The organism is Streptomyces sp. NPDC088553, assembly GCF_044752965.1.
Lineage (GTDB): Bacteria > Actinomycetota > Actinomycetes > Streptomycetales > Streptomycetaceae > Streptomyces.
The window spans coordinates 34,113-56,661 of the sequence record NZ_JBIVMG010000015.1 but is presented as its reverse complement, the minus strand read 5'-3'; the positions used below and the strand labels follow the sequence as shown (position 1 = coordinate 56,661).

At 71.9% G+C, this 22,549-nt stretch carries 23 protein-coding genes; 10 read left to right on the top strand and 13 right to left on the bottom strand.

The genetic code is table 11. From position 1 onward, the window contains the following. Window positions 1-29 precede the first annotated feature (29 nt). A complete protein-coding gene (locus ACIP8Z_RS35390) occupies window positions 30-701 on the top strand; it encodes a class I SAM-dependent methyltransferase (protein ID WP_402090748.1) in 672 nt (223 codons plus the stop codon). Here ACIP8Z_RS35390 and ACIP8Z_RS35385 read toward each other — a convergent pair. After that, window positions 688-1,032, bottom strand: coding sequence for a hypothetical protein (locus ACIP8Z_RS35385; RefSeq protein WP_402090746.1), 345 nt, complete (start codon window positions 1,030-1,032; stop codon window positions 688-690). The genes ACIP8Z_RS35390 and ACIP8Z_RS35385 overlap by 14 nt on opposite strands. Further along, the gene (locus tag ACIP8Z_RS35380; protein WP_402090744.1) at window positions 1,029-1,388 is read right to left on the bottom strand and encodes a hypothetical protein; all 360 of its coding nucleotides are present in this window, start codon (window positions 1,386-1,388) and stop codon (window positions 1,029-1,031) included. Before ACIP8Z_RS35380 ends, ACIP8Z_RS35385 begins: the two co-directional genes overlap by 4 nt. A 150-nt stretch (window positions 1,389-1,538) precedes the next feature. Here ACIP8Z_RS35380 and ACIP8Z_RS35375 point away from each other — a divergent pair, with 150 nt between their 5' ends. The 5 genes from ACIP8Z_RS35375 (at window position 1,539) to ACIP8Z_RS35355 (ending at window position 7,018) form a co-directional block, all read left to right on the top strand. Continuing rightward, window positions 1,539-1,823 carry a GntR family transcriptional regulator gene (locus ACIP8Z_RS35375; RefSeq protein WP_402090742.1) on the top strand — a complete coding sequence of 95 codons (285 nt, stop codon included), beginning with the start codon at window positions 1,539-1,541 and terminating at the stop codon, window positions 1,821-1,823. Window positions 1,824-1,854: 31 nt separating this feature from the next. Continuing rightward, window positions 1,855-2,307 (top strand): nucleoside deaminase, encoded by a 453-nt coding sequence (locus ACIP8Z_RS35370; RefSeq protein ID WP_402090740.1) that lies wholly within the window; start codon window positions 1,855-1,857, stop codon window positions 2,305-2,307. Next, window positions 2,300-3,259: an isopenicillin N synthase family dioxygenase gene (locus tag ACIP8Z_RS35365; protein ID WP_402090738.1), complete on the top strand. Its 960-nt coding sequence runs from the start codon at window positions 2,300-2,302 to the stop codon at window positions 3,257-3,259. The genes ACIP8Z_RS35370 and ACIP8Z_RS35365 overlap by 8 nt, the downstream gene beginning before the upstream one ends. A gap of 89 nt (window positions 3,260-3,348) precedes the next feature. Next, on the top strand, window positions 3,349-5,442 hold the full coding sequence (locus tag ACIP8Z_RS35360) for a hypothetical protein (protein ID WP_402090736.1): 2,094 nt from the start codon (window positions 3,349-3,351) through the stop codon (window positions 5,440-5,442). A 4-nt stretch (window positions 5,443-5,446) separates the two neighbouring features. Next, complete coding sequence (locus ACIP8Z_RS35355) at window positions 5,447-7,018, top strand: ABC transporter substrate-binding protein (protein WP_402090734.1); 1,572 nt, start codon at window positions 5,447-5,449, stop codon at window positions 7,016-7,018. A gap of 41 nt (window positions 7,019-7,059) precedes the next feature. Here ACIP8Z_RS35355 and ACIP8Z_RS35350 read toward each other — a convergent pair whose 3' ends face one another. The 8 genes from ACIP8Z_RS35350 to hemL all read right to left on the bottom strand — a co-directional run bounded on the left by ACIP8Z_RS35350 (window position 7,060) and on the right by hemL (window position 15,771). After that, the gene (locus ACIP8Z_RS35350; protein WP_402090732.1) at window positions 7,060-7,593 is read right to left on the bottom strand and encodes an SRPBCC domain-containing protein; all 534 of its coding nucleotides are present in this window, start codon (window positions 7,591-7,593) and stop codon (window positions 7,060-7,062) included. Window positions 7,594-7,650: 57 nt separating this feature from the next. Next, the gene (gene ccsB / locus ACIP8Z_RS35345; protein WP_402090730.1) at window positions 7,651-8,736 is read right to left on the bottom strand and encodes a c-type cytochrome biogenesis protein CcsB; all 1,086 of its coding nucleotides are present in this window, start codon (window positions 8,734-8,736) and stop codon (window positions 7,651-7,653) included. Beyond that, window positions 8,733-10,628, bottom strand: a complete 1,896-nt coding sequence (locus tag ACIP8Z_RS35340; protein ID WP_402090728.1) for a cytochrome c biogenesis protein ResB — start codon at window positions 10,626-10,628, stop codon at window positions 8,733-8,735. The genes ccsB and ACIP8Z_RS35340 overlap by 4 nt, the downstream gene beginning before the upstream one ends. A gap of 5 nt (window positions 10,629-10,633) precedes the next feature. Next, entirely contained in the window at window positions 10,634-11,371 is a 738-nt protein-coding gene (locus ACIP8Z_RS35335; protein WP_030324331.1) for a cytochrome c biogenesis CcdA family protein, read from the bottom strand. Between the two features lie 4 nt (window positions 11,372-11,375). Then, a complete protein-coding gene (locus ACIP8Z_RS35330) occupies window positions 11,376-11,981 on the bottom strand; it encodes a TlpA disulfide reductase family protein (RefSeq protein WP_319319495.1) in 606 nt (201 codons plus the stop codon). A gap of 145 nt (window positions 11,982-12,126) precedes the next feature. Continuing rightward, a complete protein-coding gene (locus tag ACIP8Z_RS35325; protein WP_402090913.1) occupies window positions 12,127-13,413 on the bottom strand; it encodes a hypothetical protein in 1,287 nt (428 codons plus the stop codon). Window positions 13,414-13,699: 286 nt separating this feature from the next. After that, window positions 13,700-14,428 (bottom strand): histidine phosphatase family protein, encoded by a 729-nt coding sequence (locus ACIP8Z_RS35320; RefSeq protein ID WP_402090726.1) that lies wholly within the window; start codon window positions 14,426-14,428, stop codon window positions 13,700-13,702. After that, the gene (hemL, locus tag ACIP8Z_RS35315) at window positions 14,425-15,771 is read right to left on the bottom strand and encodes a glutamate-1-semialdehyde 2,1-aminomutase (protein WP_319319497.1); all 1,347 of its coding nucleotides are present in this window, start codon (window positions 15,769-15,771) and stop codon (window positions 14,425-14,427) included. Before hemL ends, ACIP8Z_RS35320 begins: the two co-directional genes overlap by 4 nt. Window positions 15,772-16,001: 230 nt before the next feature. Here hemL and ACIP8Z_RS35310 point away from each other — a divergent pair, with 230 nt between their 5' ends. After that, complete coding sequence (locus ACIP8Z_RS35310; protein WP_402090724.1) at window positions 16,002-16,634, top strand: hypothetical protein; 633 nt, start codon at window positions 16,002-16,004, stop codon at window positions 16,632-16,634. Window positions 16,635-16,714: 80 nt separating this feature from the next. Here ACIP8Z_RS35310 and ACIP8Z_RS35305 read toward each other — a convergent pair whose 3' ends face one another. After that, window positions 16,715-18,703: an APC family permease gene (locus tag ACIP8Z_RS35305; RefSeq protein ID WP_402090722.1), complete on the bottom strand. Its 1,989-nt coding sequence runs from the start codon at window positions 18,701-18,703 to the stop codon at window positions 16,715-16,717. 126 nt (window positions 18,704-18,829) lie between these two features. Here ACIP8Z_RS35305 and ACIP8Z_RS35300 point away from each other — a divergent pair, with 126 nt between their 5' ends. Continuing rightward, window positions 18,830-19,249 (top strand): MerR family transcriptional regulator, encoded by a 420-nt coding sequence (locus ACIP8Z_RS35300; RefSeq protein ID WP_402090911.1) that lies wholly within the window; start codon window positions 18,830-18,832, stop codon window positions 19,247-19,249. Window positions 19,250-19,474: 225 nt separating this feature from the next. Here the strand turns inward: ACIP8Z_RS35300 and ACIP8Z_RS35295 are convergent, their stop codons facing one another. Next, on the bottom strand, window positions 19,475-20,323 hold the full coding sequence (locus tag ACIP8Z_RS35295; RefSeq protein WP_402090720.1) for an ABC transporter substrate-binding protein: 849 nt from the start codon (window positions 20,321-20,323) through the stop codon (window positions 19,475-19,477). Window positions 20,324-20,591: 268 nt separating this feature from the next. Between ACIP8Z_RS35295 and ACIP8Z_RS35290 the strand changes: the two genes are divergently transcribed. Next, window positions 20,592-20,840 carry a hypothetical protein gene (locus tag ACIP8Z_RS35290; RefSeq protein ID WP_402090718.1) on the top strand — a complete coding sequence of 83 codons (249 nt, stop codon included), beginning with the start codon at window positions 20,592-20,594 and terminating at the stop codon, window positions 20,838-20,840. Between the two features lie 78 nt (window positions 20,841-20,918). Here the strand turns inward: ACIP8Z_RS35290 and ACIP8Z_RS35285 are convergent, their stop codons facing one another. Then, on the bottom strand, window positions 20,919-21,539 hold the full coding sequence (locus tag ACIP8Z_RS35285) for a TIGR03086 family metal-binding protein (RefSeq protein ID WP_402090716.1): 621 nt from the start codon (window positions 21,537-21,539) through the stop codon (window positions 20,919-20,921). Between the two features lie 84 nt (window positions 21,540-21,623). On the opposite strand from ACIP8Z_RS35285, the gene ACIP8Z_RS35280 reads away from it, so the two are divergent. Continuing rightward, a complete protein-coding gene (locus tag ACIP8Z_RS35280; RefSeq protein WP_402090714.1) occupies window positions 21,624-22,547 on the top strand; it encodes a DUF6597 domain-containing transcriptional factor in 924 nt (307 codons plus the stop codon). Window positions 22,548-22,549: the final 2 nt, after the last annotated feature.

Genomic DNA, 22,549 nt, shown 5'->3' with positions numbered 1-22,549 from the left:
GGCGGGCCTCAGCGTGTGGAAGGACGAGAGTGCGCGAACAGGACGCCGGCGCGTGGGACGTGTGGGGCGCGGCCAGGCCGGGACGCAAGGACACGAACGCGGCCGGGGCCGCTACGTGGTTCAACTGGACGCAGTGGCCCGACCACGGCCCCGACGCGAAGATCCTCGGTGACCTCTCCGGCGCCCGGGTCGTCGACCTCGGCTGCGGAAGCGGCGGAAACCTCGCCCACCTGGCCGAGCTGGGTGCCGAAGCGACCGGCGTGGACCTCTCGCCCGTCCAGGTGAGCAAAGCACGTGAACGCTGGCCGCACCTCGACGTGCGGCAGCAGTCGGCCGAGGAGTTCCTCGCGGCGGGCTCGTACGAGTTCGGGGCCGTCTGCTCGGTTTTCGGCGCCGCCTGGTTCATCGATCCCGCCGAGTTGCTGCCCCTGGTCCACGCCCGCCTCACACCCGGCGGCGTCTACGCGTTCTCCCACAACCCCCCGGCCCTGGAGGGCTGCTACGGGCCGCAGGCGTCCCAGATGCAACCGCCGGAGAAGGGCGCGGAACCCCTGTACGTGAAGCGCTGGGACTACCAGCCCGGCCGCTGGACGGAGATCCTCCGGCAGGCCGGGTTCACGGACGTGACGGCCGAGGTGATCGCGCCCCCGGAAGGGAAGCGGACGGGGACTCTGCTCGTCCGGGGCGTCAGGGCACGGTAGGCGGCGCCGGATGGCAAGGGCACCCGCACACGAGATGCCGGACCCCTCGCACGCCGCTGTCTCGGGGGACGTGGTCCCGGCAGTGGTCATGGCGGCCGACGACGCAGCGCGGTGACGTGAACTCCGGCTCGGGCGCGGCCGTGAGCGCGTGGGTCAGCAGGGACAGGCTCACGGCGTCGGCGATCTCCGGCGTCACCCACCAGCCGTCACCGGCCCGGTCGCGATGGTGGCCGTCGTGCCCCACGGCGAGAACGCAGACCGAACCGCCCCACACCGCCCGCACCACGTCCGCGACGGCGAACACGGACCGCCGCGCCCCGCACCGGCTCATCGGGCGCTCCCGGCGTGGATGTTCCGGCGGTCGACGTCCACCCCGACCGTCGCGAGCCACAGCGTCCGCCGTCGGCCGCGCTGGGCGGCTCGCGCCGAGGTGGCCGTGAGGTAGGGGCGTTCCAGGGGCGATCGGGCTCCGTCGAGCGGCAGTGCCTGCTCCCGGGCGTACGGGGACAGCCGGGCCGGGACGCGGTGGCGTGGCGCGGTGGCGACCCGCGCCGCCGCGCGGCGGGGTCGGCGGCGGCCGGCCGGCCGGGGCCGGTGCCTGCCGGTGGGCGGCAGGGTCAGCATGAGCAGCCAGAGGAGGACCGGGATCCAGACCCGGCCCAGTACGCGCGCGATAGGGTTCCGCACGTCATCAACTCCGTTGGTAGTTGGTGGCCATGCCCCGGGAGGTCTAGCCACCTCGCCGGGGTCTACGTGTCTGACGACCTTATGAGGCATGTATAGCTCTGCATAGCTCAACACTGGTTAGCACAGGTCTTCGATGCCTACGTTGGTCGTGTGAACGACCACGGCGAGATCCCCGAGTTCAACCCGCAGGGCCCCCAGCTGCTCTACGTCGCGGTGGCCGACCACATCGCCGCCCGCATCTCGGCGGGAGAGCTGCCCCCGGGTGCTCGCCTGCCCGCCGAACGCGACCTGGCCGAGGAGTACGGCGTCGCCTACCTCACGGTCCGCCGCGCCGCCAGGGTCCTGCGCGAGCGGGCCCTGATCCTGACCGTGCACGGCAAGGGGACCTTCGTCGCCGATCCGCTGCCGACGGACGAGGGCCACCAGCAGGTGTGACGACCCGGCCCCGGCGGGGAAGGCTCCCCGCATGGACCAGGAACAAGCCCGCAGGTGGCTCGCGACCGCCGTCGCCGAGGCCCGCGCCGGGCTCGCCGAGGGCGGGATCCCGATCGGGGCCGCGCTGTACGGGGCGGACGGCGCGCTGCTCGGGCGCGGGCACAACCGGCGTGTGCAGGACGGGGACCCGTCGGCGCACGCGGAGACCGCCGCCTTCCGGGCCGCCGGCCGGCAGCGCTCGTACCGGGGTACGACGATGGTGACGACCCTCTCCCCCTGCTGGTACTGCTCCGGCCTGGTGCGGCAGTTCGGGATCTCGCGCGTGGTCGTCGGGGAGGCGGAGACCTTCCGCGGCGGGCACGACTGGCTGGCGGAGCACGGGGTCGAGGTCCTCGTGCTCGACGACCCCGAATGCACTGCGCTGATGCGGGAGTTCATCGCCGAGCGGCCGGCTCTCTGGAACGAGGACATCGGCGATGAGTGACGGGACGAGCGAAGGGACGAGCGGCGGGGCGAGCCGGGAGGATTCCCGTACAGCGGCCCTCCCCACCATCGACCTGACCCGCGACGCGGCCCCGCAGCTGCCCGCCGTCGACCGCGCCCTCCGCGAGGCCGGTTTCCTCCTCGTCACCGGCCACGGCGTCGACCCTGAGCTCCGGGCCGGGATCCGCGCGGCCGCCCGCCGCTTCTTCCACCTCCCGCCCGCCGCGAAGGAGCCGTACGCCGTGCGGGTCGGCGGCCGGGGCTGGCTGGGGCCCGGCGCGGAGGCCAACGGGTACGCGGAGGGTACGGCGACGCCGCCCGACCTGAAGGAGTCGCTGTCCTTCGCCGCGGACGAACCGACCGGCGATCCGGCCGTGGACGCCGAGTGGTTCCTGCCGAACACCTGGCCCGCCGAGATCCCCGAGCTGAAACCGCTGGTGGAGACGTATCTGGCACAGATGAAGACGCTCTCGGACCGGGTCCTCGACCTGCTCGGCGTGGCCCTCGGCGAGGAGCGGGACTTCTTCACCCGGCACACCGGACACCCCACCTTCGGCTTCAACATCAACTGGTACCCGGGGCGGGAGCGGACGGGCGAGCCGGAGCCGGGCCAGTTCCGCATCGGCCCGCACACGGACTTCGGCACGGTCACCGTCCTGGACCGGGAGGCCGGCAAGGGCGGACTGCAGGTCTTCACCGACGCGGGCGGCTGGCAGGACGCCCCGTACGATCCCGCCGCCTTCACCGTCAACATCGGGGACCTGATGGCCGGTTGGACGGGCGGGCGGTGGCGTTCGGGACGCCACCGGGTGCTGCCGCCACCGGTCGACGCCCCCACGGAGGAGCTGATGTCGCTCGTGTACTTCTACGAGTGCACGCCCGGGACGACGATCCACGGCATCGAGTCGCACGGATACCTGCGGGCCCAGCTCGACGCGATCGCCACGGACTGACAACAGGTGCGGAACAGACTCGAAAAGCCGACCGCTTTCCCAACACACCGTCGATATCCTTGAGTTGACTGTGACGGGGGTGGCAGGTCGTGGACAGGGAGCTGTACGGCCGCGAGGCGGCCTTGCACGATGCCGGACTGGTCGCGCGCCTCAGCGGCCTCACGAAGTACGGCACCTCCCGGGTGCCGTTCGAGCACGGTGACGATCCGCCGGTCACCGTCTTCACCGGCGGGCGCGGTACGGGCAAGACCGCCCTGCTCAAGGAGGTCCGCAACCGCTACAAGGGGTACACGCCACTGGCGCTCCTCGACTGCGCGCACATCGAGCCGCCCGCCGACCACGGCCCCGGCTGGACCCCGCTCACCGGGGCCCTCGCCGAGCTCGCCGTACAGCTGTCGCCGAAGGTGCTCGGCGCGCGGCCGGTGAGGTTCCCCCGGGTGTCGCTCGGGCTCGTCGCGGTCGCCTCGCTCGGCTGGTCGCAGGAGGACGACGAGCGGGCCCGGCGCGACCTCCAGCGGCTCGGGCCGCTGCTCGCGACCGTCGACCCGACCAGGGGCGCGGCCACCCACTGGGTCGGCAAGGTGCTGGCCAAGCTGGCCGCCACGTTCGCCGAGGCCACCGTCCCGCTCGCCGGACTCCTTGCCGAGGCGACCGTGGAGACCGTCCTCGAGGAGGTGTTCGGCCGCCTCCAGCGCACCTCGGAGAGCTGGTACGGCACCTATCGCAACGCGGGCGGACGCGGCAAGGCGGGGCTCCAGCAGCTCGCGATCGACTTCGAGCAGGGCGGCCGGCGCCGCGCCGAGGCCGAGGGCTTCCTCGTCGGCGCGCTGACCGAGGACCTCCTCCACCCGTACGTGGGGATCCGGCGCGGCGGCCGGATCGGCCGCCCGCTGGTCCTCCTCGACAACGCCCACGAACCGCTCGGCCGGCAGCTCGTGGAACCGGTCCTGCGCGCCCGCGCCGAGGGCCGCCGCGACCGGGTCGTCGTCCTCGCCACCTCCCGGGTCCGTGAGCACGAGGGGTTGCGCAACGCCACCAGGACCCGGCTGCCGGAGACCGCGCACCGGGCGCCCAGCCCGCGCGACGCCCGCGTCGGCTCCGGCATCCTCGCCGTGGAGCTCACACCGCTCTCCCCCTCCCAGACCCGCTCCGCCTTCGACCACCACGACCCGGCCGGCCGGACACCCACCGAACTCGCCCGCGCCGTCCACCGGTTGACCGGCGGCCGCCCGCTCGGTGTCGCCCTCCTCGGCCGGGCCGCCGGAGAGGCGCCGGCGCGGCTGCGGGCCGGCCTCACCCCAGGCGGGCTGCTCGACCTGACCGTGGAACTCCGCGAGGACACCCCGCCGGTGCCCGTCGCCCCCACCCTCCTCGCCGAGCTCCTCCCGGTGCGGCGGCCCGGCCCGTACGCCGTGCTCGCCGCCGCCCACGACGAGGAGTCCGCCCGGATGCTCGCCCACGCCCGGCTCCAGGGCGAGTCCCTGGACGGGGACGTGGCGCTGCGCGTCCGCGACCACCTGCGCTCCGAGGACTGGGCCGCCTCCGAACCGGGCTCGGGCCACTTCGTCGCCGACCCGCTCCTGCGCGCCCTGCTCCTGCACCGCCTCCGCTTCGAGGACGGCGACCATCCCCGGTACGCGGCCTGGCACGCCGTCCACGAGACCCTGCACCGGCACTACGGCCCCGAGCCCGGCCCGTACCGCCTCCATCACGACCTGGCCCTCGGCCGCACCGAGGAGGCCGTCACCCAGCTGCGGCTCACCTTCCCCGAGCGGGACGTCCTCGGCTGGCTGGGGCGGCTGCGGTTCATCGGCTCCGCCCCGTACCCCCGCGAGCACGGCAGGACCGGGCCGGACCCGCGCCGGGCGATCGCCCTCGGCCAACGGCCGCAGGAAGGAGCGGGAAGGGCGACGGCCGACGGCCTCCCGCCCGGACTCGACCACGACACCACCGAACTCCACCTGTCCGTACGGCGACTGCTGCACGCCGTATGGCTGCTCACCGATCCGCTCGCACTGCCCGACGACGAGGTGGCCGACCGCCTCGCGCACGAACTGCGCCGGCTCTCCGGCCGTCATCTGACGGGCAGCGGTTCGCTCTGGGACGCGGCCACCCACTGGCCGCGCGACATCCGTGCCTGGCGGGAGCTCTCGCTGCCGCCGGGCCGCGAGGACGGAGTCTGACGCCATGCCCGACCGCCCGACCGCCCCGCGCATCGGCCGACCGCTCGACCGGGTGCGGCGCCGCGTCCGCACCCCCCGCCAGAAGCTCGTCGCGTCCGTCGTCACCGCCGCCGTCGTCCTCGGTCTCGGCGGGTACGCCCTGGCCCGGCTCACCACCCCGGAGGATCGTTCCTGCGCGGCGGGGGTCGAAAGACCGGAGGGCAGCGACGAGTGCGTCGGCGTCAACGGCGACGGCCACGCCTTCGGCATACCCGAACTCGCCGAGGCCGCCCGGGCCATCGGCGCCGAGAACGCCACGCTCAAGCCCGGCGAGTACGCCACCGTCGCCGTCCTCCTGCCGCTCACCTCCACCGACAGCGGCATGCGGGTCAAGGTGCTGCACGAGGTCCAGGGCGCGTACGCCTACCAGTACCGGGCCAACCACGAGTCCAACAGCGAGACCCCGAAGATCCGCCTCGTCCTCGCCAACACCGGCAAGGGCAACGCCCACTGGCGCGGCACCGTCGACCGGCTGATCGCCATGACCGGCGCCCCCGACCGGCTGCGGGCCGTCTCCGGCGTCGCCACCTCCTCCACCGAGGTACGCGAGTCGGTGACCGCCCTCACCGGCGCCGGGATCGCCGTCGTCGGCACCACCATCACCGCCGACGACATCGCCAACGGCCCGGGCCCCGGACACAACCGCTACCCCGGCCTCGCCCGCGTCTCCCCCACCAACAACGACGAGGCCAAGGCCCTCGCGAACTTCGGCCGCGTCGACGCCGCCAAGGCCCTCCTCGTCCAGGACACCCGCAGCGGCGACCACTACACCGACACCCTCAAGTCCGCCTTCGCCGCGTCCCTCAAGGGCGCGCCCTACGAGCCGCAGCTCTTCACCTCGCCCGCCGACCCCACCGACGAGGGCACCACCGCCAACACCTTCCGCCAGATCACCCATCTGATCTGCGACACCCGCGCCGAGACGGTCTTCTTCGCGGGCCGCCACACCCAGCTGCGCCAGTTCATCAACGCGCTCGGCGCGCGCGGCTGCCTCGACCGCTCCTTCACGGTCCTGACCGGCGACGAGGGCTCGTACCTGGGCGCGGACGAGAAGCTCGACCCGAACGCCCTGAAGGCGAAGCTGACCGTGCGGTACGCGGCGCTCGCCCACCCGGACGCGTGGAAGCCGGCGGCGGGGCGGAAGGTCCCGGCGACGGGCGGTTCGGTGGTGGCGTACTCGACGTTCGTGACGGACATCGCCCGCGCCTCGAAGGAGCCGGTGCCGCTCGCGGACGGCCAGGCGATCGTCGCGTACGACGCGATGGCGACGGCGGTGCACGCGATCCGGCAGGCGACCCCGCAGGGCTCCCAGTACCCGGAACTCGCCGACGTGGTCACCCAGTGGCCGCAGGTCAAGGGCTCCCTGCGGGTGCAGGGAGCGAGCGGCTGGATCTGCCTGGACAACTACGGGAACCCGTACAACAAGGCGGTCCCGATCGTGGAACTGGCCCAGGACGGCAGCCAGCGCTTCGTCCAGATCGCCTGGCCGGAGGGCAAGCCACCGACCACGTCCTGCCTGCCGCCGAAGCAGGGGTAGCGGCGCCTACGGCCTGACCGGCGGATCGGGTCGGACAGGCCCTACGGCACCCACTTGGGCCAGGGCGCCTCGTCCCGCTCGTAGAGGTCACGCAGGTGCTGCCACCGCTCGGGCGACCAGGCGGCCCAGTCGGACGGACGCCCGTCCAGCGCGGCGGCGAGCCGCTCGAAGTGGTCGTGCCACCCCGCGAGACAGTCCAGCCGGTACTCCCGGTCCGCCCGCAGTTCGTTCATGAAACGCAGCACGGTCGACCCGCCGCCCCCGGGCGCCCCCGGTTCCAGATGGAACCGGATGCGTCCGTGCGTCGGATCGACCGTGTACTCGGCCACGTACTCGGGGTCCCAGGCGGTCACCCGCCCCGACACCACCGTGTCCCCGTTGAGCCAGCGGAGGGTGACCCGGCCGCCGAGCCGGGGTTCCAGCGGGTCCGCCGCGCAGAGCCAGCCCTCCAGGCCCTCGGGGGTGGCGACGGCCTCCCAGACCTCGGGCAGCGGATGGGACAGCTCCACGGCGAACCGCAGCAGCTGCGCGTCCCCGTCGTGGGTCTCGCACCTGCCCCGGGATATCTCGCTCATACCTCAAGCGTCACCCAGGGGCAGGCCCCGTGCCAGCTCAGACGGCCCGGTGCCGGCTCAGACGCCCGCGTACGAGTGCTTGCTGTTCACGAAGATGTTCACGCCGTAGTAGTTGAACAGGAAGCAGGCGAAGGCGATGAGCGCGATGTACGCGGCCTTCCGCCCCTTCCAGCCGGCCGTCGCACGCGCGTGCAGGTACGCGGCGTAACCGACCCAGGTGATGAAGGACCAGACCTCCTTGGCGTCCCAGCCCCAGTAGCGGCCCCACGCGTCGCCGGCCCAGATCGCGCCCGCGATGATCGTGAAGGTCCAGAGCGGGAAGACGGCCGCGTTGACCCGGTACGAGAACTTGTCGAGCGAGGCCGCCGAGGGCAGCCGCTCCATGACGGAGCGGGCGAAGGCGCCCGGGTTCCCGCCGGTCGCGAGCTTGTTCTCGTACGAGTCGCGGAAGAGGTACAGCAGGGTGGCGGTGGCGCCCAGGTAGAAGACCGCGCCGCAGAAGATCGCGGTGGAGACGTGGATCCACAGCCAGTACGAGTCGAGCGCGGGGACCAGCTGGTCACTGGGGGTCTTCAGCCAGGTGGTGGCCATGCCCAGGTCGAGCAGGACCGTGGTGACCAGCGGCAGGCCGAGCCAGCGCACGTTCTTCTTGGCGACGAGGAAGCCGAGGTACGCGCCGACCGCCACCGTCGAGAAGGTGGTGGAGAACTCGTACATGTTGCCCCAGGGGGCCCGCTGCACGGAGAGCGCCCGGGTGACCACGCCCGACGCCTCGACCAGGAAGGCGAGGACGGTCAGCGAGACGGCGATACGGCCGTACAGATCGCCCTTGACGGTGCCGCCGGCGGCGCCGGGGCCGTCCGGAACGTCCCGGGTGCCGGCCGCGGAACGGGTGACGACCTTCGGCTTCTCCAGGACGGCGGTGCCGCCGGCCGCCTGCTTGACCTGGACCGTCACGGCGGGGCCGGCGGCCGGGGCGCGGGAGGTGAGCGCGGCGGCGGTACGGCCGACCTTGCTGCGGCTGCCCAGCACCCACTCGGCGATGTGGGCGAAGAAGGCGAGGGTGTAGACGGCCATCGAGGAGTAGATGAGCAGGTCGCTCATCCGCGCCATGCTCTCGTTGGTCGTGGCGGCGAGGATCACTTGTCGGCCTCTCCAGAAGGGGCAGGGTCTTCTGCGGGTTCTTCCGCGGGTTCCGGTACGTCTTCCGGATCGGCGTGGGGTGCGGGTTCGCGGCCGGCCTGGCGTGCGGATTCCGCATCAGGGTGGGGTGCGGGTGCGGGGGCCGCATCGGCGTCCGGCGTGGCATCCGGATCGGCGTCCGGCGCCGGCGGAGCGTCCGCCGTGAGCGCGACCGCGAGGTCGCCCAGCTCCTCCGGCAGCTTCGCGGACTCGCTGCGGCCCAGGCCCGCCATCTCGACGACGGTCACGCCGTCCTCACCGCGTACGGCCCGGACCCAGACGCGGCGCCGCTGGATGAAGAGCGAACCGGTCAGACCGGCGATCGCGGCGATCGCGCCCGCGAGGGCGAGCCCGTTGCCGGGCTGCTGCGAGATCTGGAAGCTCGCCCACTCCTTGACGTCCTTCTCGAAGGTGATCGAGCCGGCGCCGTCGGGGAGCGTCATGGTCTCGCCGGGCAGCAGCCGCTCGGCGAGCTTGTTGCCGGACGCGTCCGTGAACTGCTTCATCTTGGACTTGTCGAGCTGGTACACGTTCTGCGGAAGACCGGAATTGACCCGCAGGTCGCCGTGGAGCCCGGTGAGCGCCATGACGGGGAAGTCCAGCGCCGGGAACTGGGAGAACATCGTGCCCGCGCCGGCGCCCGCGAACGTCGGCACGAAGAAGGCCTGGAAGCCCAGCTGCTCCTTCTTCCCGTTCTTGTCGCGGTAGCCGTCCATCACCTTGATGGCGCCGGTGGACGTGATGTTGTTGTCGATGGGGAGCAGCGGTACGGCGCCGTGGAAGACGACCTTGCCGCGGCCGTCCTTGACGGTGACGACGGGCGCGTAGCCGTGGGCGATCAGATAGACCTTGGAGTCGCCCACCTTGAGCGGCTCGTTGACCCGAATGACGGCCTTCTTGTCCGTGCCGCCCTGCGAGTAGGAGACCTTCGCCTCGAAGGTGCGGGGCGTGCCGCGCTGGGGGCCGTTCTTCTCGTACGTGCCGTCGAAGGCGTCGAGCTTGAAGCTGAACGGTTCCAGTTCGTCGATGCCGAACTGGGAGCCGGACTTGAAGTCGTCGTACTGGGTGAGCGTGTTGGAGAAGCCGTCGCCCTCAACGATCAGCTTGCCGCCCTCGGACTTGAAGAGCTGGCCCCAGGCGAAGGCGACGAGCATGACGATCAGGGCGACGTGGAAGGCCAGGTTGCCGGCCTCGCGCAGGTAGCCCTTCTCGGCGGCGATCGCGTTCCCGGTGGGGGCCCCTCCCTGCTCGAGCGAAGCCGAGAGCTTGGGGGAGTGGGCGCGGAAGCGGCGTCCCTTGAGGAGGGTGAGCGCGGCCGCGCGGACCTGCTCGGGCTCGGCCTCGGTGCGCCACGTGGTGTACGCGGGGAGCCGGTCGAGGCGCTTGGGGGCGCCCGGCGGGCGGCTGCGGAGCTGGCCGACGAACTGCCAGCTGCGGGGCACGATGCAGCCGATGAGGGAGACGAACAGCAGTATGTAGATCGCGGAGAACCACACGGAGCTGTAGACGTCGAAGAACTGGAGCTTCTCGTACAGCGGCGTCAGCGTCTTGTGGGCGTCCTTGAAGGCCTGCGCCTTCATCTCGTCCACGCTGGTCTGCGGGATGAGGGAGCCGGGGACGGCGCCGAGGGAGAGCATGAAGAGCAGGATCAGCGCGACCCTCATGGAGGTCAGCTGCCGCCAGAACCAGCGGATCCAGCCGATGACACCGAGGGTGGGGCCGCCGATGACGGGCGGCTCGGCGCGGTCGTCGAGGGGGGCGGTGGACAGCTGGGCCCCGGCCTCACCGAGGTTCTCCTGCTGCTCCGTCGCATCGGAGGTGTCCGTCGTGCCGGACGTGTCGGTCGTGCTCATGGAACTCAGATCCCCACCGTGAAACCGCTGGACCAGCCCTGCATCGTGGCGACCATGCTGTCCCACGCGCCCGTGAGGAGCAGGACACCGGTGACGAGCATCATGCCGCCGCCGATCCGCATGACCCACACATAGTGCTTCTTGACCCACCCGAACGCCCCGAGTGCCTTGCGGAAGGCTATGGCGGCGAGCACGAACGGCACGCCGAGGCCGAGGCAGTACGCGAAGGCGAGCAGCGCGCCGCGGCCGGCGCTGGCCTGCTCCAGGGCGAGCGCGTTGACCGAGGCGAGCGTCGGGCCGATGCACGGGGTCCAGCCGATGCCGAAGAGCGCGCCGAGCAGCGGCGCGCCGACCAGACCGGCGACGGGCTTCTTGTGGAAGCGGAACTCGCGCTGGGTGAACCAGGGCATCAGACCGAGGAAGAACACGCCCATGAGGATCATGAGCACGCCGAGGATCGTGGTGAGCGTCTCGCGGTACTCCTGGAGGGTCGACCCGAAGTAGCCGAAGAGCGCCCCACCGGACACGAACACGGCGGTGAAGCCGAGGACGAAGAGGACGGCGCCCGCGGTCATCCGGCCGCGGCGGCTCTCGGCGAGGTCGGTGCCGGAGACGCCGGTCACGTACGACAGGTAGCCGGGGACCAGCGGGAGGACGCAGGGCGAGAAGAAGGAGACCAGGCCGGCGAGCAGGGCGACGGGCAGCGCGAGGAGCAGGGCTCCGCTGGTGACGGTCTCGTTCACCGGCTCACTTCTCCTTGAGGAGGGGGTCGATCATCGACCGCAGCTTCTCCTCGTTGAGCGCCATGAGCGAGCGGGCCGCGATCCGGCCCTCCTTGTCGAGGACGACGGTGGAGGGGATGGACTGCGGGGAGAGCGTGCCCTTGGGGAAGCCGAAGAGGATCAGCTTGCCCTGCGGGTCGTAGAGGCTCGGGTAGGTGACCCCGTAGTCCTCCTCGAAGGCGAGGGCGGGCTGCTTGTTGGGGTCGCGGGTGTTGAGCCCGACGAACTCGACGCCCTTGCCCTCCAGGTCCTTGGCGACCTTCGCGAAGTGCGGGGCCTCGGCGCGGCACGGGGCGCACCAGGAGCCCCACACGTTGAGGACGACGACCTTGCCCTTGAGGTCGGCGACGTCGAGCTGCTTGCCGTCGAGGGTCTCGCCCGCGAGCTCCCCGGTGGCCGCGCGCTCGCCCTTGGGCGCGGTGGCGATCCCACCCGTGTTGGTCACGAAGTTGGTGTTGCCACCGCCGCCGGACTTGCCGTTGCTGTCGCCGCCGCAGGCCGAGAGCGTGAGGGCGGCGGACAGCACTCCGACGGCGAGCAGGGTGCGTCGAGGGGCACGGCTAAGGCTCATGTGAAAAGTTTCGCATGGGCGTTTGGGGGATCTTGGGCACCCCCCTACGTGCCCGTAAAGCCCCTTGTCAAGATCGCCTAAGCGAACACGGCGTACGACTGTGCGGACGGCTGCCGGACGACAGCGCGGAGGGCCGCGCGGACGGCTACGCGGACGGCGTCGACGAGGCGGTCGAACCGTTCGGCGCGGGCTTGAGGAAAGCATTCCAGCCGCCGGCCGGCTTCTGTCCCACCTCCAGCGAGCGGAGCTTCTGGAGGATCTTCGGGTCCTGGACGTCGAGCCAGTCGACGAACTGCTTGAAGGAGACGAGCCGGACGTCCTTCTTGCCGGCCATTCCCTTGAGCGCGTCCTCGACGGCGTCCATGTAGATGCCGCCGTTCCACTGCTCGAAGTGGTTGCCGATGAAGAAGGGCGCGCGGTTCGACTCGTACGCGCGCGTGAAGCCGCCGAGGAGCGCCTCGGTGGCCTGCTTGCGCCAGCCCGGGTAGCGCGAGGGCATGCCCTTCGTCGTGTTGTTCGACTGGTTGGCGAGCATGTTGTAGTCCATCGACAGGACCTCGAAGGAGTGCCCGGGGAAGGGCACGGCCTGCAGCGGGAGGTCCCAGATGCCCTGGCGCTTGGTGGGCCACATCTGCCGGCCGCCGGGCGAGCTGGCGTCGTAGCGCCAGTTGAGCCGCTTGGCGGTGGGCAGCAGGTTGTCCTGGCCGAGGAGGCAGGGCGTACGGCCGCCGATGAGCTCCTTCGAGTAGTCGAAGGGCAGCGGGTCGAGATCGGTCCAGCCGCTGTTCGTCTTCCATTCGGTGACGAACTTCATGGCCTGGTCGATCTCGCTCTGCCACTGGGCCGGGGTCCAGTTGCCGACGGAGCCGGAGCCGCCGCAGAAGTGCCCGTTGAAGTGGGTGCCGATCTCGTGGCCTTCGAGCCAGGCCTGCCGGACGTACTTCAGGGTGTCCTTGATGTGGCCGTCGGTGAGGTAGCCGATGTCCGAGGCGCCGACGCGGTTGTTCGGCGGGCGGTAGAGGTTCTTCTTCGACTCGGGGAGGAGGTAGATCCCGGAGAGGAAGAAGGTCATCGCCGCGTCGTGGTTCTTGGCGAGTTCGAGGAAGCGCGGGAACAGGCCGTTGCCGACCTCGCCGGCACCGTCCCAGGAGAAGATCACGAACTGGGGCGGGGTCTGGCCGGGTTCGAGCGGGACGGGGGCGTCGGGCTGGTGCGGCTGCTTTCCGGTGTCGGCGGTGGAACCGTCGCCGATGAGCTTGACGTCGTCCTTGGTCGGGGTGTTCGTGCTCGGCTCCGCCGAGACGTCACCCCCCTTGCCCGGTCCGGAACGTCCGGGCTTGTCCTGGTTTCCACTGCTACATGCGGCGATGCCCATCGCCGCCGCGGCGCCAACGCCCGCTCCGAGCAGCCCCCTTCGACTGATCCCACTGATCCCGCGCATGACATCCCCATTCGCGCTGACGTATTAACGAAACGTCATCCAAACCGACAATGAGTGAGATGCTGGGAGGAACACGGAGGTTCCGGAAAATCGCACAAAAATTTCAGGGCGACCGGTTGGCATGAACACCACCCGATCGCCCTGAACTGTGGACCTCGAACTCCCGCTCTGTCCAGCGGGGACGTAATCCTTCACCGAAGGACTACACACGGCTCCGGAAGAGCCACCGCGGCGCTGCGGAAGAACCACGCCCCGCTGACGTACCGCTCAAGAAGGATTACGCTCCGAAAGCCTTCGACTTCCCCTTGACCGGCTTCGCGCCGGCCAGCAGATGCGCCGGGACGAGGTCCCGGGCCGGCTCGCTGTACCCGACCGAGACGATCTTGTCGCCCTTGTACGTGAACGAGGTCAGCGAGGCGAGCGTGCACTGGCGCCGCCGCGGATCGTGCCAGAGCCGGCGCTTCTCCACGAAGCTGCGGACGATCCAGATCGGCAGCTGATGGCTGACCAGCACCGCCTCGTGCCCCCGGGCCGCGTCCTTCGCCGCGTCGAGCGCCCCCATCATCCGGACGACCTGCTCGACGTACGGCTCGCCCCAAGACGGCTGGAACGGGTTCGTCAGGTGCTTCCAGTTCGCCGGCTTGCGCAGCGCCCCGTCACCGACGCCGAACGTCTTGCCCTCGAAGACGTTCGCCGCCTCGATCAGCCGCTCGTCCGTGGCCAGATCCAGACCGTGCGCCTTGGCGACCGGCGTCGCCGTCTCCTGCGCCCGCTCCAGCGGGGAGGCGACGACGTACGTGATGTCCCGGTCGGCCAGGCTCTCCGCGACCCGGTCCGCCATCTGCCGGCCGAGCTCGGAGAGGTGGTAGCCGGCGCGGCGCCCGTAGAGGACACCGTCGGGGTTGTGCACCTCGCCGTGCCGCATCAGATGGACGACGGTGATGTCCTGGCCGCTCTCGGGGGTGATGTCCTGGTTCCTCTCGGGGAGGCCCGTGGTGTCGCTCATGCCGTCGCCTCCGCGGCGGCGCGGGCGGCGGCCGGCAGGGCGGCGGCGATCCGCTCGACCGCCCGCTCGTCGTGGGCGGCCGACACGAACCAGGACTCGAAGGCGGACGGCGGCAGGTAGACGCCGTCGGCCAGCATCGAGTGGAAGAAGGCGTTGAAGCGGAAGGCCTCCTGCTGCTTCGCCTCGTCGTAGTTCCGCACCTCGTCGGCGGTGAAGAAGACCGAGAACATGTTGGACGCGGTCTGCAGCCGGTGCGCCACGCCCTCCTTGGCGAGCGCGTCGGTGACCAGGCCCTGGATCGTCTCCGAGACCGCGTTCACCGTGGCGTACGCCGCGTCGTCGAGCAGCCGCAACTGCGCGAGCCCGGCGGCCGTCGCGATCGGGTTACCGGAGAGGGTGCCCGCCTGGTAGACCGGACCGGCCGGGGCGAGGTGCCCCATGACGTCGGCGCGGCCACCGAACGCGGCGGCCGGGAAGCCACCGCCCATGACCTTGCCGAAGGTCAGCAGGTCGGCCTTGACTCCGTCGACGCCGTACCAGCCGGCCTTCGACGTACGGAATCCGGTCATCACCTCGTCGGAGATGTACAGCGCGCCGTTCTCCCGGCACAGGTCCGCGAGGCCCTGGTTGAAGCCCTCGGCCGGCGGCACGACGCCCATGTTGCCGGGCGAGGCCTCGGTGATGACACAGGCGATCTCGCCCGGGTGCGCGGCGAACGCGGCCCGGACGGCCTCCAGGTCGTTGTAGGGGAGCACGATCGTGTCCCCGGCCTGGGCGCCGGTCACGCCGGGCGTGTCGGGAAGCCCCAGGGTGGCGACACCGGAACCCGCCGCGGCGAGCAGCGCGTCCACGTGGCCGTGGTAGCAGCCCGCGAACTTGACGACCTTGGCGCGCCCGGTGAACCCGCGGGCGAGCCGGATCGCGGACATCGTGGCCTCGGTGCCCGAGGAGACGAGCCGTACCTGCTCGACGGGCTCGACGCGCGCCACGATCTCCTCGGCGAGCGCGACCTCGCCCTCGCCCGGCGTGCCGAAGGAGGTGCCGCGGGCGACGGCCTGCTGCACCGCGGCGGTGACCTCGGGGTGCGCGTGGCCGAGGATCATCGGCCCCCACGAGCACACCAGGTCGACGTACTCACGACCGTCCGCGTCGGTGAGGTAGGGACCGGAACCGGACACCATGAACCGGGGCGTTCCGCCCACGGCCCGGAAGGCACGCACCGGTGAGTTCACGCCGCCGGGCGTCACGAGGGAAGCGCGGTCGAAAAGCGTCTGTGAGACTGGGGCTTCGTATGAATACGGCACTGTGATCCTGACCTGCGAGAACGACTTCGGGCACGACATCGGGGACAGAGGGAGGGTGTGAACATCCTGAGTATTACGCCGGGGCGTTCGCCCTCCGCGTCTGCGAAACTGGGGCGTCATAGGGATGGCTCACGGAATCCATGGTGTCAGAGGCCACGGCGTTCTTGCGGACAGGTGTTTCACCGTACGAACGCGGGGGAGGTCACTGACACGATGATCGGGTTGCGCGGCGGGGTCGTGTTGCCGAGAAAAAGCAGTCGGGTGGAGATATGCATCGCGGTGGCGGACCGGGCGAGGGGACGGACGATCTGGGTCCGGAGTCTGCCCGCCGGGGGAGGCACCGGCGCCGGCGGAGCGAGGACTCGGCCTCCGGAACCCCGAGCACTTCAGGCATTCCCGGCATCCCCGACACATCGGGCCCACCGGGAGATCCGGTCAACGGAAGCGCGAGCGGGAGTGGCCGGTTGGGGGTGACGTACAAGTACTTCGGGGCGCCCGACGGCGCCACGGCGGCCCGCGTCCCGATCTCGATGCGCCCGGAGGAGCTCGGCGGTGACGAGCTCGGCATGGGCGGCATGTTCACCAAGATCAAGCCGGAGACCATAGCGGCCATGGTCCTGACCGGGATCCAGGGCATGCCCCTGAACAAGGTGCCGCCGCTCGAGCTGGTCGTCCTGCACCCGGACTACGCGGTGGTGAAGCTGCCGATGACCGTGGTCGACCCGCTGCGCGCGATCGGCGAGGAGTCGGTCGGAGCCGCCGCCTTCATCTGGTCCACGGTCCCGGACCGCGGCGGCCCGCGCGACGCCTTCGACGTCTACCAGCTGCTCCACGAGTGGCAGGACTTCTCGGTCCGCCTCCACGAGGCGGGCCACCAGCCGTACTGCTTGGTGTGGCCGTAGGGACCGGCCCCGCGTCGGTGTGGCCGTAGGGACCGGCCCCGCGATCGGGTACGGGACGCGCACGGACGGATCAGGTCCGATCAGCTGCGGCCGGGGCCGGTCCGGTCCTCGGCCGCTCTCGCGGCGTCCGCCGCCTTCGCGCGCTCGGCGGCCAGCTCGCGGGCGGAGGCGAGCCGGTACGGCACGTCGATGACGACGACGTTCTTCATGAACAGCAGCCGGGTCTTGAGGCGCAGCGCGCTCTGGTTGTGGAGCGGCTGCTCCCACCAGTGGCCCACCACGTACTCGGGGATGACCACCGAGATCACCGCGTCCCCCGTCCGCTCGGGCGCCTCCCTGACGTGCCGCAGGACCGGCTGGACGATCGAGCGGTACGGGGAGCCGAGCACCCGCAGCGGTACGTCGATGCCGTGGGCCTCCCAGGTCGCGCGGAGCACCTCCGCCTCGGCCGGGTCCTCGGCGACCGTGACCGCCGTGAGCGAGGTGGGGCGCAGGGTCTTCGCGTAGGACAGGGCCCGGAGACTGGGCGCGTTGACCGAGGCCACCAGGACGAGGACGTGGTTCTCGGCGACGGCGTGGGGCCGCTGCCCGGGGGCGACGGCCACCTCGGCGGCGACGGCGTCGTAGTGCCGCCGCACCCCCTTCATCCCGGCGAAGAGCACCGGCATCGCGATGACGACGAGCCACGCGCCGTGGGTGAACTTGGTGATGAGGACGATGACGAGGACGACCGCCGTCAGACAGGCGCCGAAGGCGTTGATCGCGAGACGGCGGTGGATGTTGTGACGGTCGGCGGCGCCCGCGGGCGTGGCGAGTTCTCGCCGCCAGTGCTTGACCATGCCGGCCTGGGAAAGGGTGAAGGAGACGAAGACGCCGAGGATGTACAGCTGGATGAGGCGGGTCAGCTGCGCGTCGAAGGCGACGATGAGGAGGATCGCGGCGAGCGCGAGGAGGACGATGCCGTTGGAGTAGACGAGCCGGTCGCCGCGGTGGAAGAGCTGGCGGGGCGCGTAGCGGTCGCGGCCCAGGACGGAGGCCAGCATCGGGAAGCCGTTGAAGGCGGTGTTGGCCGCCAGGATCAGGACGCCCGCGGTGACGGCCTGGAGCGCGTAGAAGAGGATGTGCCAGTCGCCGAAGGTGGCCCGTCCGATCTGCGCGAGCGCGGTGGACGTCGGGGTGCCGGGCGGGAGCCCGAGTTCGGTGGGGTCCTCGGCGACATGGACCTCGTAGACCATCGCGAGCACGGTGATCCCGAAGAACATGGTCACCGACAGCCCGCCCATGATCGCGAGCGTCATCGCCGCGTTGCGGCTCTTGGGCTTGGCGAACGCCGGTACGCCGTTGCTGACGGCCTCGACGCCGGTCAGCGCGGTACAGCCGGAGGCGAAGGCGCGCAGCGCGAGCAGCACGAGCGCGATCCCCGAGTAGGTGGAGACCGCCTCGACGGGCAGGTCGGCGGACTCGGCCCGGATCGTCGCACCGGTCGCCATCCGCACCGCGGCCACCGCGAACATCAGATAGATGACCGCGATGAAGGCGTACGTCGGGACGGCGAACCAGCGCCCCGACTCGCGCACTCCGCGCAGGTTCAGCCAGGCCAGCACGGCCACGAAGAACACCGACATGGCCACGGCGTGCCCGTCGAGCGAGGGGACGGCCGAGGTGATCGCGGCGACCCCGGAGACGACGGAGACGGCGACGGTCATCACGTAGTCGATCAGCAGCGCGGAGGCGGCGGTGAGCGCGGCGGTCTGCCCGAGGTTCTCGGCGGAGACGACATAGGCCCCGCCGCCGCCCGGATAGGCGTAACAGGTCTGCCGGTAGGAGGCGACGACGACCAGGAGCAGGATCACGATGCCGACCGCCGCGTACCAGGCCAGATGGAGCACCGCGAGGCCGCCGAGGGCCAGGATCAGCAGGATCTCCTCGGTGGCGTACGCGACCGAGGAGAGCGGGTCACTGCAGAAGATCGGCAGGGCGACCCGCTTCGGCAGCAGGGTCTCCCCGAGCCGGCCGCTGTCCAACGGACGACCTACGAGCAGGCGTTTCGCCGCACTTCCAGCTCTCATAAGTGCTGAAGTTAGGACGAATGGTATGTAATGCGCGGAAGCCGCGCCCTGTGGGGACCCCGTACGCCCGGTGGGAGCCCCGTACGAGGAAGGACCTGACGCGTGAGCGGAGTACGAGGAATGCGGATGGCCGGCGAGCCCATGCAGATCGGTGAGGTCGCCGCACGGACCGAACTGTCCCTGCGCACGATCCGGCAGTACGAGGACAGCGGACTGGTCGTGCCGTCCGCGGCCTCGCCGGGCGGCTTCCCGCTCTACACGGACGCGGACGTGTCCCGGCTGATGGTCGTCCGCCGGATGAAGCCGCTCGGCTTCACCCTCGACGAGACCCGCGAACTCCTCACGGCCGTGGACCTGCTGGCCGCCGAGCGCGCGGGCACGGACACCGAGCTCGACCCGGACGAGCGGGCCGGGCTGGTGGCCCGCGTCCGCGGCTACGAGCAGGCCGCCGCGGAACGGGTCGCCGAGCTGCGGGCCCAGCTCTCGCGCGCGGAGGAGTTCGCCGACTCGCTCCGCAGGACCCGCCTGACGGCGACCCCGGCCTGAGGCCGACGGCCGCGCCGGCCCGGGGTTGATTGCCGCGTCGGCCAGAGGTCGACGCCGGAGCCGGCCCGGGGGCGACGGCCGCGCCGGCTCGGGGCCGACGGCCGCGCCGGCCTCCCGCCCTGGCCTGACATCGACGGCCGCGCCGGCCAGGGGTCGACCACCACGCCGGCCTGGGGTCGACCACCGCGGCCGGCCTGGGGCCGCCCCCCGCGTCCCCGCGTCGGTTCAGTCGGCGAGCGCCCCCGCCAGCGTGCGGAAGAAGCGCGCGTACGCGGCCGGGCTGGGCGGGGTCTCCGGGTTCCACGGCGTGAACCGGACGCCGGACAGGGCCTCGCCCGGCACCGTGGCGTGCGCCCTGCTGTCGAAGAGGACCAGGTCGGGCCGGAGCCCGGCGGCCCGGTCCCAGTCACCGGTGAGCCAGTTGGCCCCGGGCCCCGGGCCCGGGTCGACGAGCCGGACGCCGAGCTCGGCGAGCCTCGCCAGCTCGGGCCAGGCGAGCGGCCGGGCGAGGTGCACCTGGTCGGGACCGGCCCCGGAGAGGGCGAGTACCCCGAGCCCGGTCCGCGCGGCGACCTCCCGGAGCTCGTCCTCGGCGGCCCGGAGATCGGCCGGGGACCCCTCGGCGGCCGTCCCGTCGCCCGCCGCCGCCCCCAGGCTCACCGCCAGCGCGCCGAATCGGTCGAGGATGGCCGGCAGGCTGAGCTCGTTGCCGACGGAGAGCGCGACGAGCGGCACCCCGAGCCGTTCGGCGACGGCCTCGTCGAGCGCATAGGGGCTCTTGCCGTCGTAGGTGACATCGACGATCACGTCGGGCCGCAGCTCCCGCAGCAGCCCCTCGTCGAGGACCCGGCCCGGACCGAGGTAGGTCACCGCGGCCGCCGTCAGTCCGCCCTCCTTCGCCGGGTCGAGGACGTCCCCGTCGTGCCCGGAGCCGTACACCGCGACCGGCGTCACGCCCAGGTCGCACAGGGCGGCCCCGGCCCGCACGTACGCGACCACCCGCCGCGGCACGCGGGCCGCCCCCAGCTCCGTACCTCTGTCGTCCGTGAATCCCCATGTCTGCGTCCCGGACATACGGCTGCTCCCTCCCCGGCCGGAAATGTGCCTCTTCCGAGCACCTTGGAGCGGTTCCCCGGCCCACACAAGAGGGCCTGTCGGCTGCGCGGGCCACCGGGACGGCCGGGCCCGGGACCAAGGTCCCGGGCCCCCTGCCGAAAGTCCCCCAGGGTGGTGTTAACTGAACAGGTCGGGAGGAAGCAGTAGGAATCGTCGGGCCTTCGTGCCCGCGCGCCACCTGCCGGGGCGCGCGGCGACGGGCGGCCCTCACGCCCTGGAGTGAGTCATGTCGTTGCCCGGCCAGTTCTCCGATCCCCGTGTGATCACGCTCTTCGGCCTGCTCGCCGTCTCGACGGTGGTGTGGCTGTCGCTCGGTCTGCGCGCCCGCACCCGTGACCGCCGCGACCGGGCGCGGCGCCCGCTGGAGCGGGTCTGGCATCCGCAGGAGTCGATACCGCTGACGCCCGCGGAGGAGCACGCCTTCGGCCAGGTCGTCTCGCGGCTCTCCCCGGGCTCGGCGGGCCGCCTGCGCTGAGCGCCGGGTCCTCGGTCACCCACCGGCAGACAGGCCTCGGGCCGCGAGCCTCATGCCACAGGCCTCGTACCTCGGACCTCAGGCGCCCCAGCCGCGCGGATCGCGGCCCGTCGTCGCGAGCAGCCGCTCGAAGACGGTGGCATCACCGGGCAGGTCGACGGCCTCCCCGAAGACACCCATCTTCCGGGCCATGGGTGCCATCCGCTCCACCTCCTCGACGAGCCCGTCGACCACGCCCGGGTCGGGCGTGAAGCCCTGCCCGGTGGCGCGGGCCAGGTCCCAGGCGTGCACGGTGAGGTCGAGCAGCACCATGGACCCGACGGTCCGCGCCGGCATCGCCATGCCCCCGGTGGTGCCCTCCTCGGCACCGGGCGCCGACCAGGCCTCGACGAGCTTCCCGGTCTCGGCCTCGAAGCGGTCCCGCCAGTCCGCGTCGGCGAGCCAGTCCGTGGTGGCGGAGAGATCGGCGGGCTGCTTGGCGGCGAGCGCCTGGAAGTGCACGACGACGCCGAGAAGATGGTTCAGCAGGGCGCGCACGTCGTACTCGGCGCAGGGCGTGGGCGCACCGAGGGACGTGTCGGCGATGCCCCTGACCAAGGGCGTGGCCTGCGCCGCCGCGCTGCGGAGCAGGTCACCGATGCGGGGCGGGGCACCGATGCGGGGCGGGGCACCGGTGCGGAGCGGGTCCTGGTTCGTCATGGGGGCGACGTTAGGAGAGGCTGCCCACCCCCGTCTTGAAGAAACACGCCAGGACGGAAACGCGTCCCGGCCTAGCATCGGAGCATGTCCGACCCCGCTCCCCGCAAGGACACCCGCGGCATCGTCGACCCCGCCGAACTGCTCTCCCGCGTCCGTTTCCGCCGCCACGCCCCGGCGCCGGAGCTGCGGCCCTATCTGGAGCACTACTGGCTGATCGACTGGGAGCTGCCGGAGCCGTACGCGACCCATGTCGTCCCGCACCCGTCGATGAACATCGTCTTCCAGCGGTACGGGGCGCTCGGCGCCCCGGCGGCGGACGCGCGCGCGTCCGCCGAGGTCTCCGGGATCGGGCTCGGTCTGTTCACCCAGAAGCTGACGGAGACGGGCCGGGTCTGCGGGGTCCAGTTCCGCCCCGGCGGCTTCCGCCCCTTCGCGCCCGCGTGGCCGGTGTCGACCTGGACGGGTCGCCGGGTCCCCCTGGAAGAGGTCTTCCCGGACGCGGGCACGGACACGGGCACGGACGGGCGCGTCGGGACGGGCACGGAGGCCGAGGCGGGTCACGCGGGCACGGACGCCGGCGTCCTGTCCGCCGTCCTCTCCCCCGGCACCGACCACGCGCGCGTGGCGGCCCTCGACGCCTTCCTGCTCGCCCACGGCCCCGCGCCCGATCCGGCCGCCGACCGGGCCATGGAGCTGGTGGACCTGATCCGGGAGGACCGTACGGTCCGCAAGGTCTCCCAGCTGGTCGCGGCGACCGGTCTGTCGGCGCGTTCGCTCCAGCGCCTCTTCGCGAGCCACGTCGGCGTCGGCCCTAAGTGGGTGATCCTGCGCTATCGCATCCACGAGGCCCTGGAGCGCGCCGAGGCCGCGGGCGCGGCGGGCGGCCCGGACTGGGCGGCCCTGGCGGTGGAGCTGGGCTACAGCGACCAGGCCCATCTCGTACGGGAGTTCACCGCGACGATCGGGGTGCCGCCGACGGCGTACGCCCGGGGCGTGTCAGCGCCCTGACC

Coding starts and splice junctions, on each gene's coding strand:
- ACIP8Z_RS35385 (WP_402090746.1), bottom strand. CDS start 1,032: ATGAGCCGGTGCGGGGCGCGGCGGTCCGTGTTCGCCGTCGCGGACGTG.
- ACIP8Z_RS35370 (WP_402090740.1), top strand. CDS start 1,855: ATGGACCAGGAACAAGCCCGCAGGTGGCTCGCGACCGCCGTCGCCGAG.
- ACIP8Z_RS35365 (WP_402090738.1), top strand. CDS start 2,300: ATGAGTGACGGGACGAGCGAAGGGACGAGCGGCGGGGCGAGCCGGGAG.
- ACIP8Z_RS35355 (WP_402090734.1), top strand. CDS start 5,447: ATGCCCGACCGCCCGACCGCCCCGCGCATCGGCCGACCGCTCGACCGG.
- ACIP8Z_RS35350 (WP_402090732.1), bottom strand. CDS start 7,593: ATGAGCGAGATATCCCGGGGCAGGTGCGAGACCCACGACGGGGACGCG.
- ACIP8Z_RS35340 (WP_402090728.1), bottom strand. CDS start 10,628: ATGAGCACGACCGACACGTCCGGCACGACGGACACCTCCGATGCGACG.
- ACIP8Z_RS35330 (WP_319319495.1), bottom strand. CDS start 11,981: ATGAGCCTTAGCCGTGCCCCTCGACGCACCCTGCTCGCCGTCGGAGTG.
- ACIP8Z_RS35320 (WP_402090726.1), bottom strand. CDS start 14,428: ATGAGCGACACCACGGGCCTCCCCGAGAGGAACCAGGACATCACCCCC.
- hemL (WP_319319497.1), bottom strand. CDS start 15,771: ATGTCGTGCCCGAAGTCGTTCTCGCAGGTCAGGATCACAGTGCCGTAT.
- ACIP8Z_RS35310 (WP_402090724.1), top strand. CDS start 16,002: ATGCATCGCGGTGGCGGACCGGGCGAGGGGACGGACGATCTGGGTCCG.
- ACIP8Z_RS35305 (WP_402090722.1), bottom strand. CDS start 18,703: ATGAGAGCTGGAAGTGCGGCGAAACGCCTGCTCGTAGGTCGTCCGTTG.
- ACIP8Z_RS35300 (WP_402090911.1), top strand. CDS start 18,830: ATGGCCGGCGAGCCCATGCAGATCGGTGAGGTCGCCGCACGGACCGAA.
- ACIP8Z_RS35295 (WP_402090720.1), bottom strand. CDS start 20,323: ATGTCCGGGACGCAGACATGGGGATTCACGGACGACAGAGGTACGGAG.
- ACIP8Z_RS35290 (WP_402090718.1), top strand. CDS start 20,592: ATGTCGTTGCCCGGCCAGTTCTCCGATCCCCGTGTGATCACGCTCTTC.
- ACIP8Z_RS35285 (WP_402090716.1), bottom strand. CDS start 21,539: ATGACGAACCAGGACCCGCTCCGCACCGGTGCCCCGCCCCGCATCGGT.
- ACIP8Z_RS35280 (WP_402090714.1), top strand. CDS start 21,624: ATGTCCGACCCCGCTCCCCGCAAGGACACCCGCGGCATCGTCGACCCC.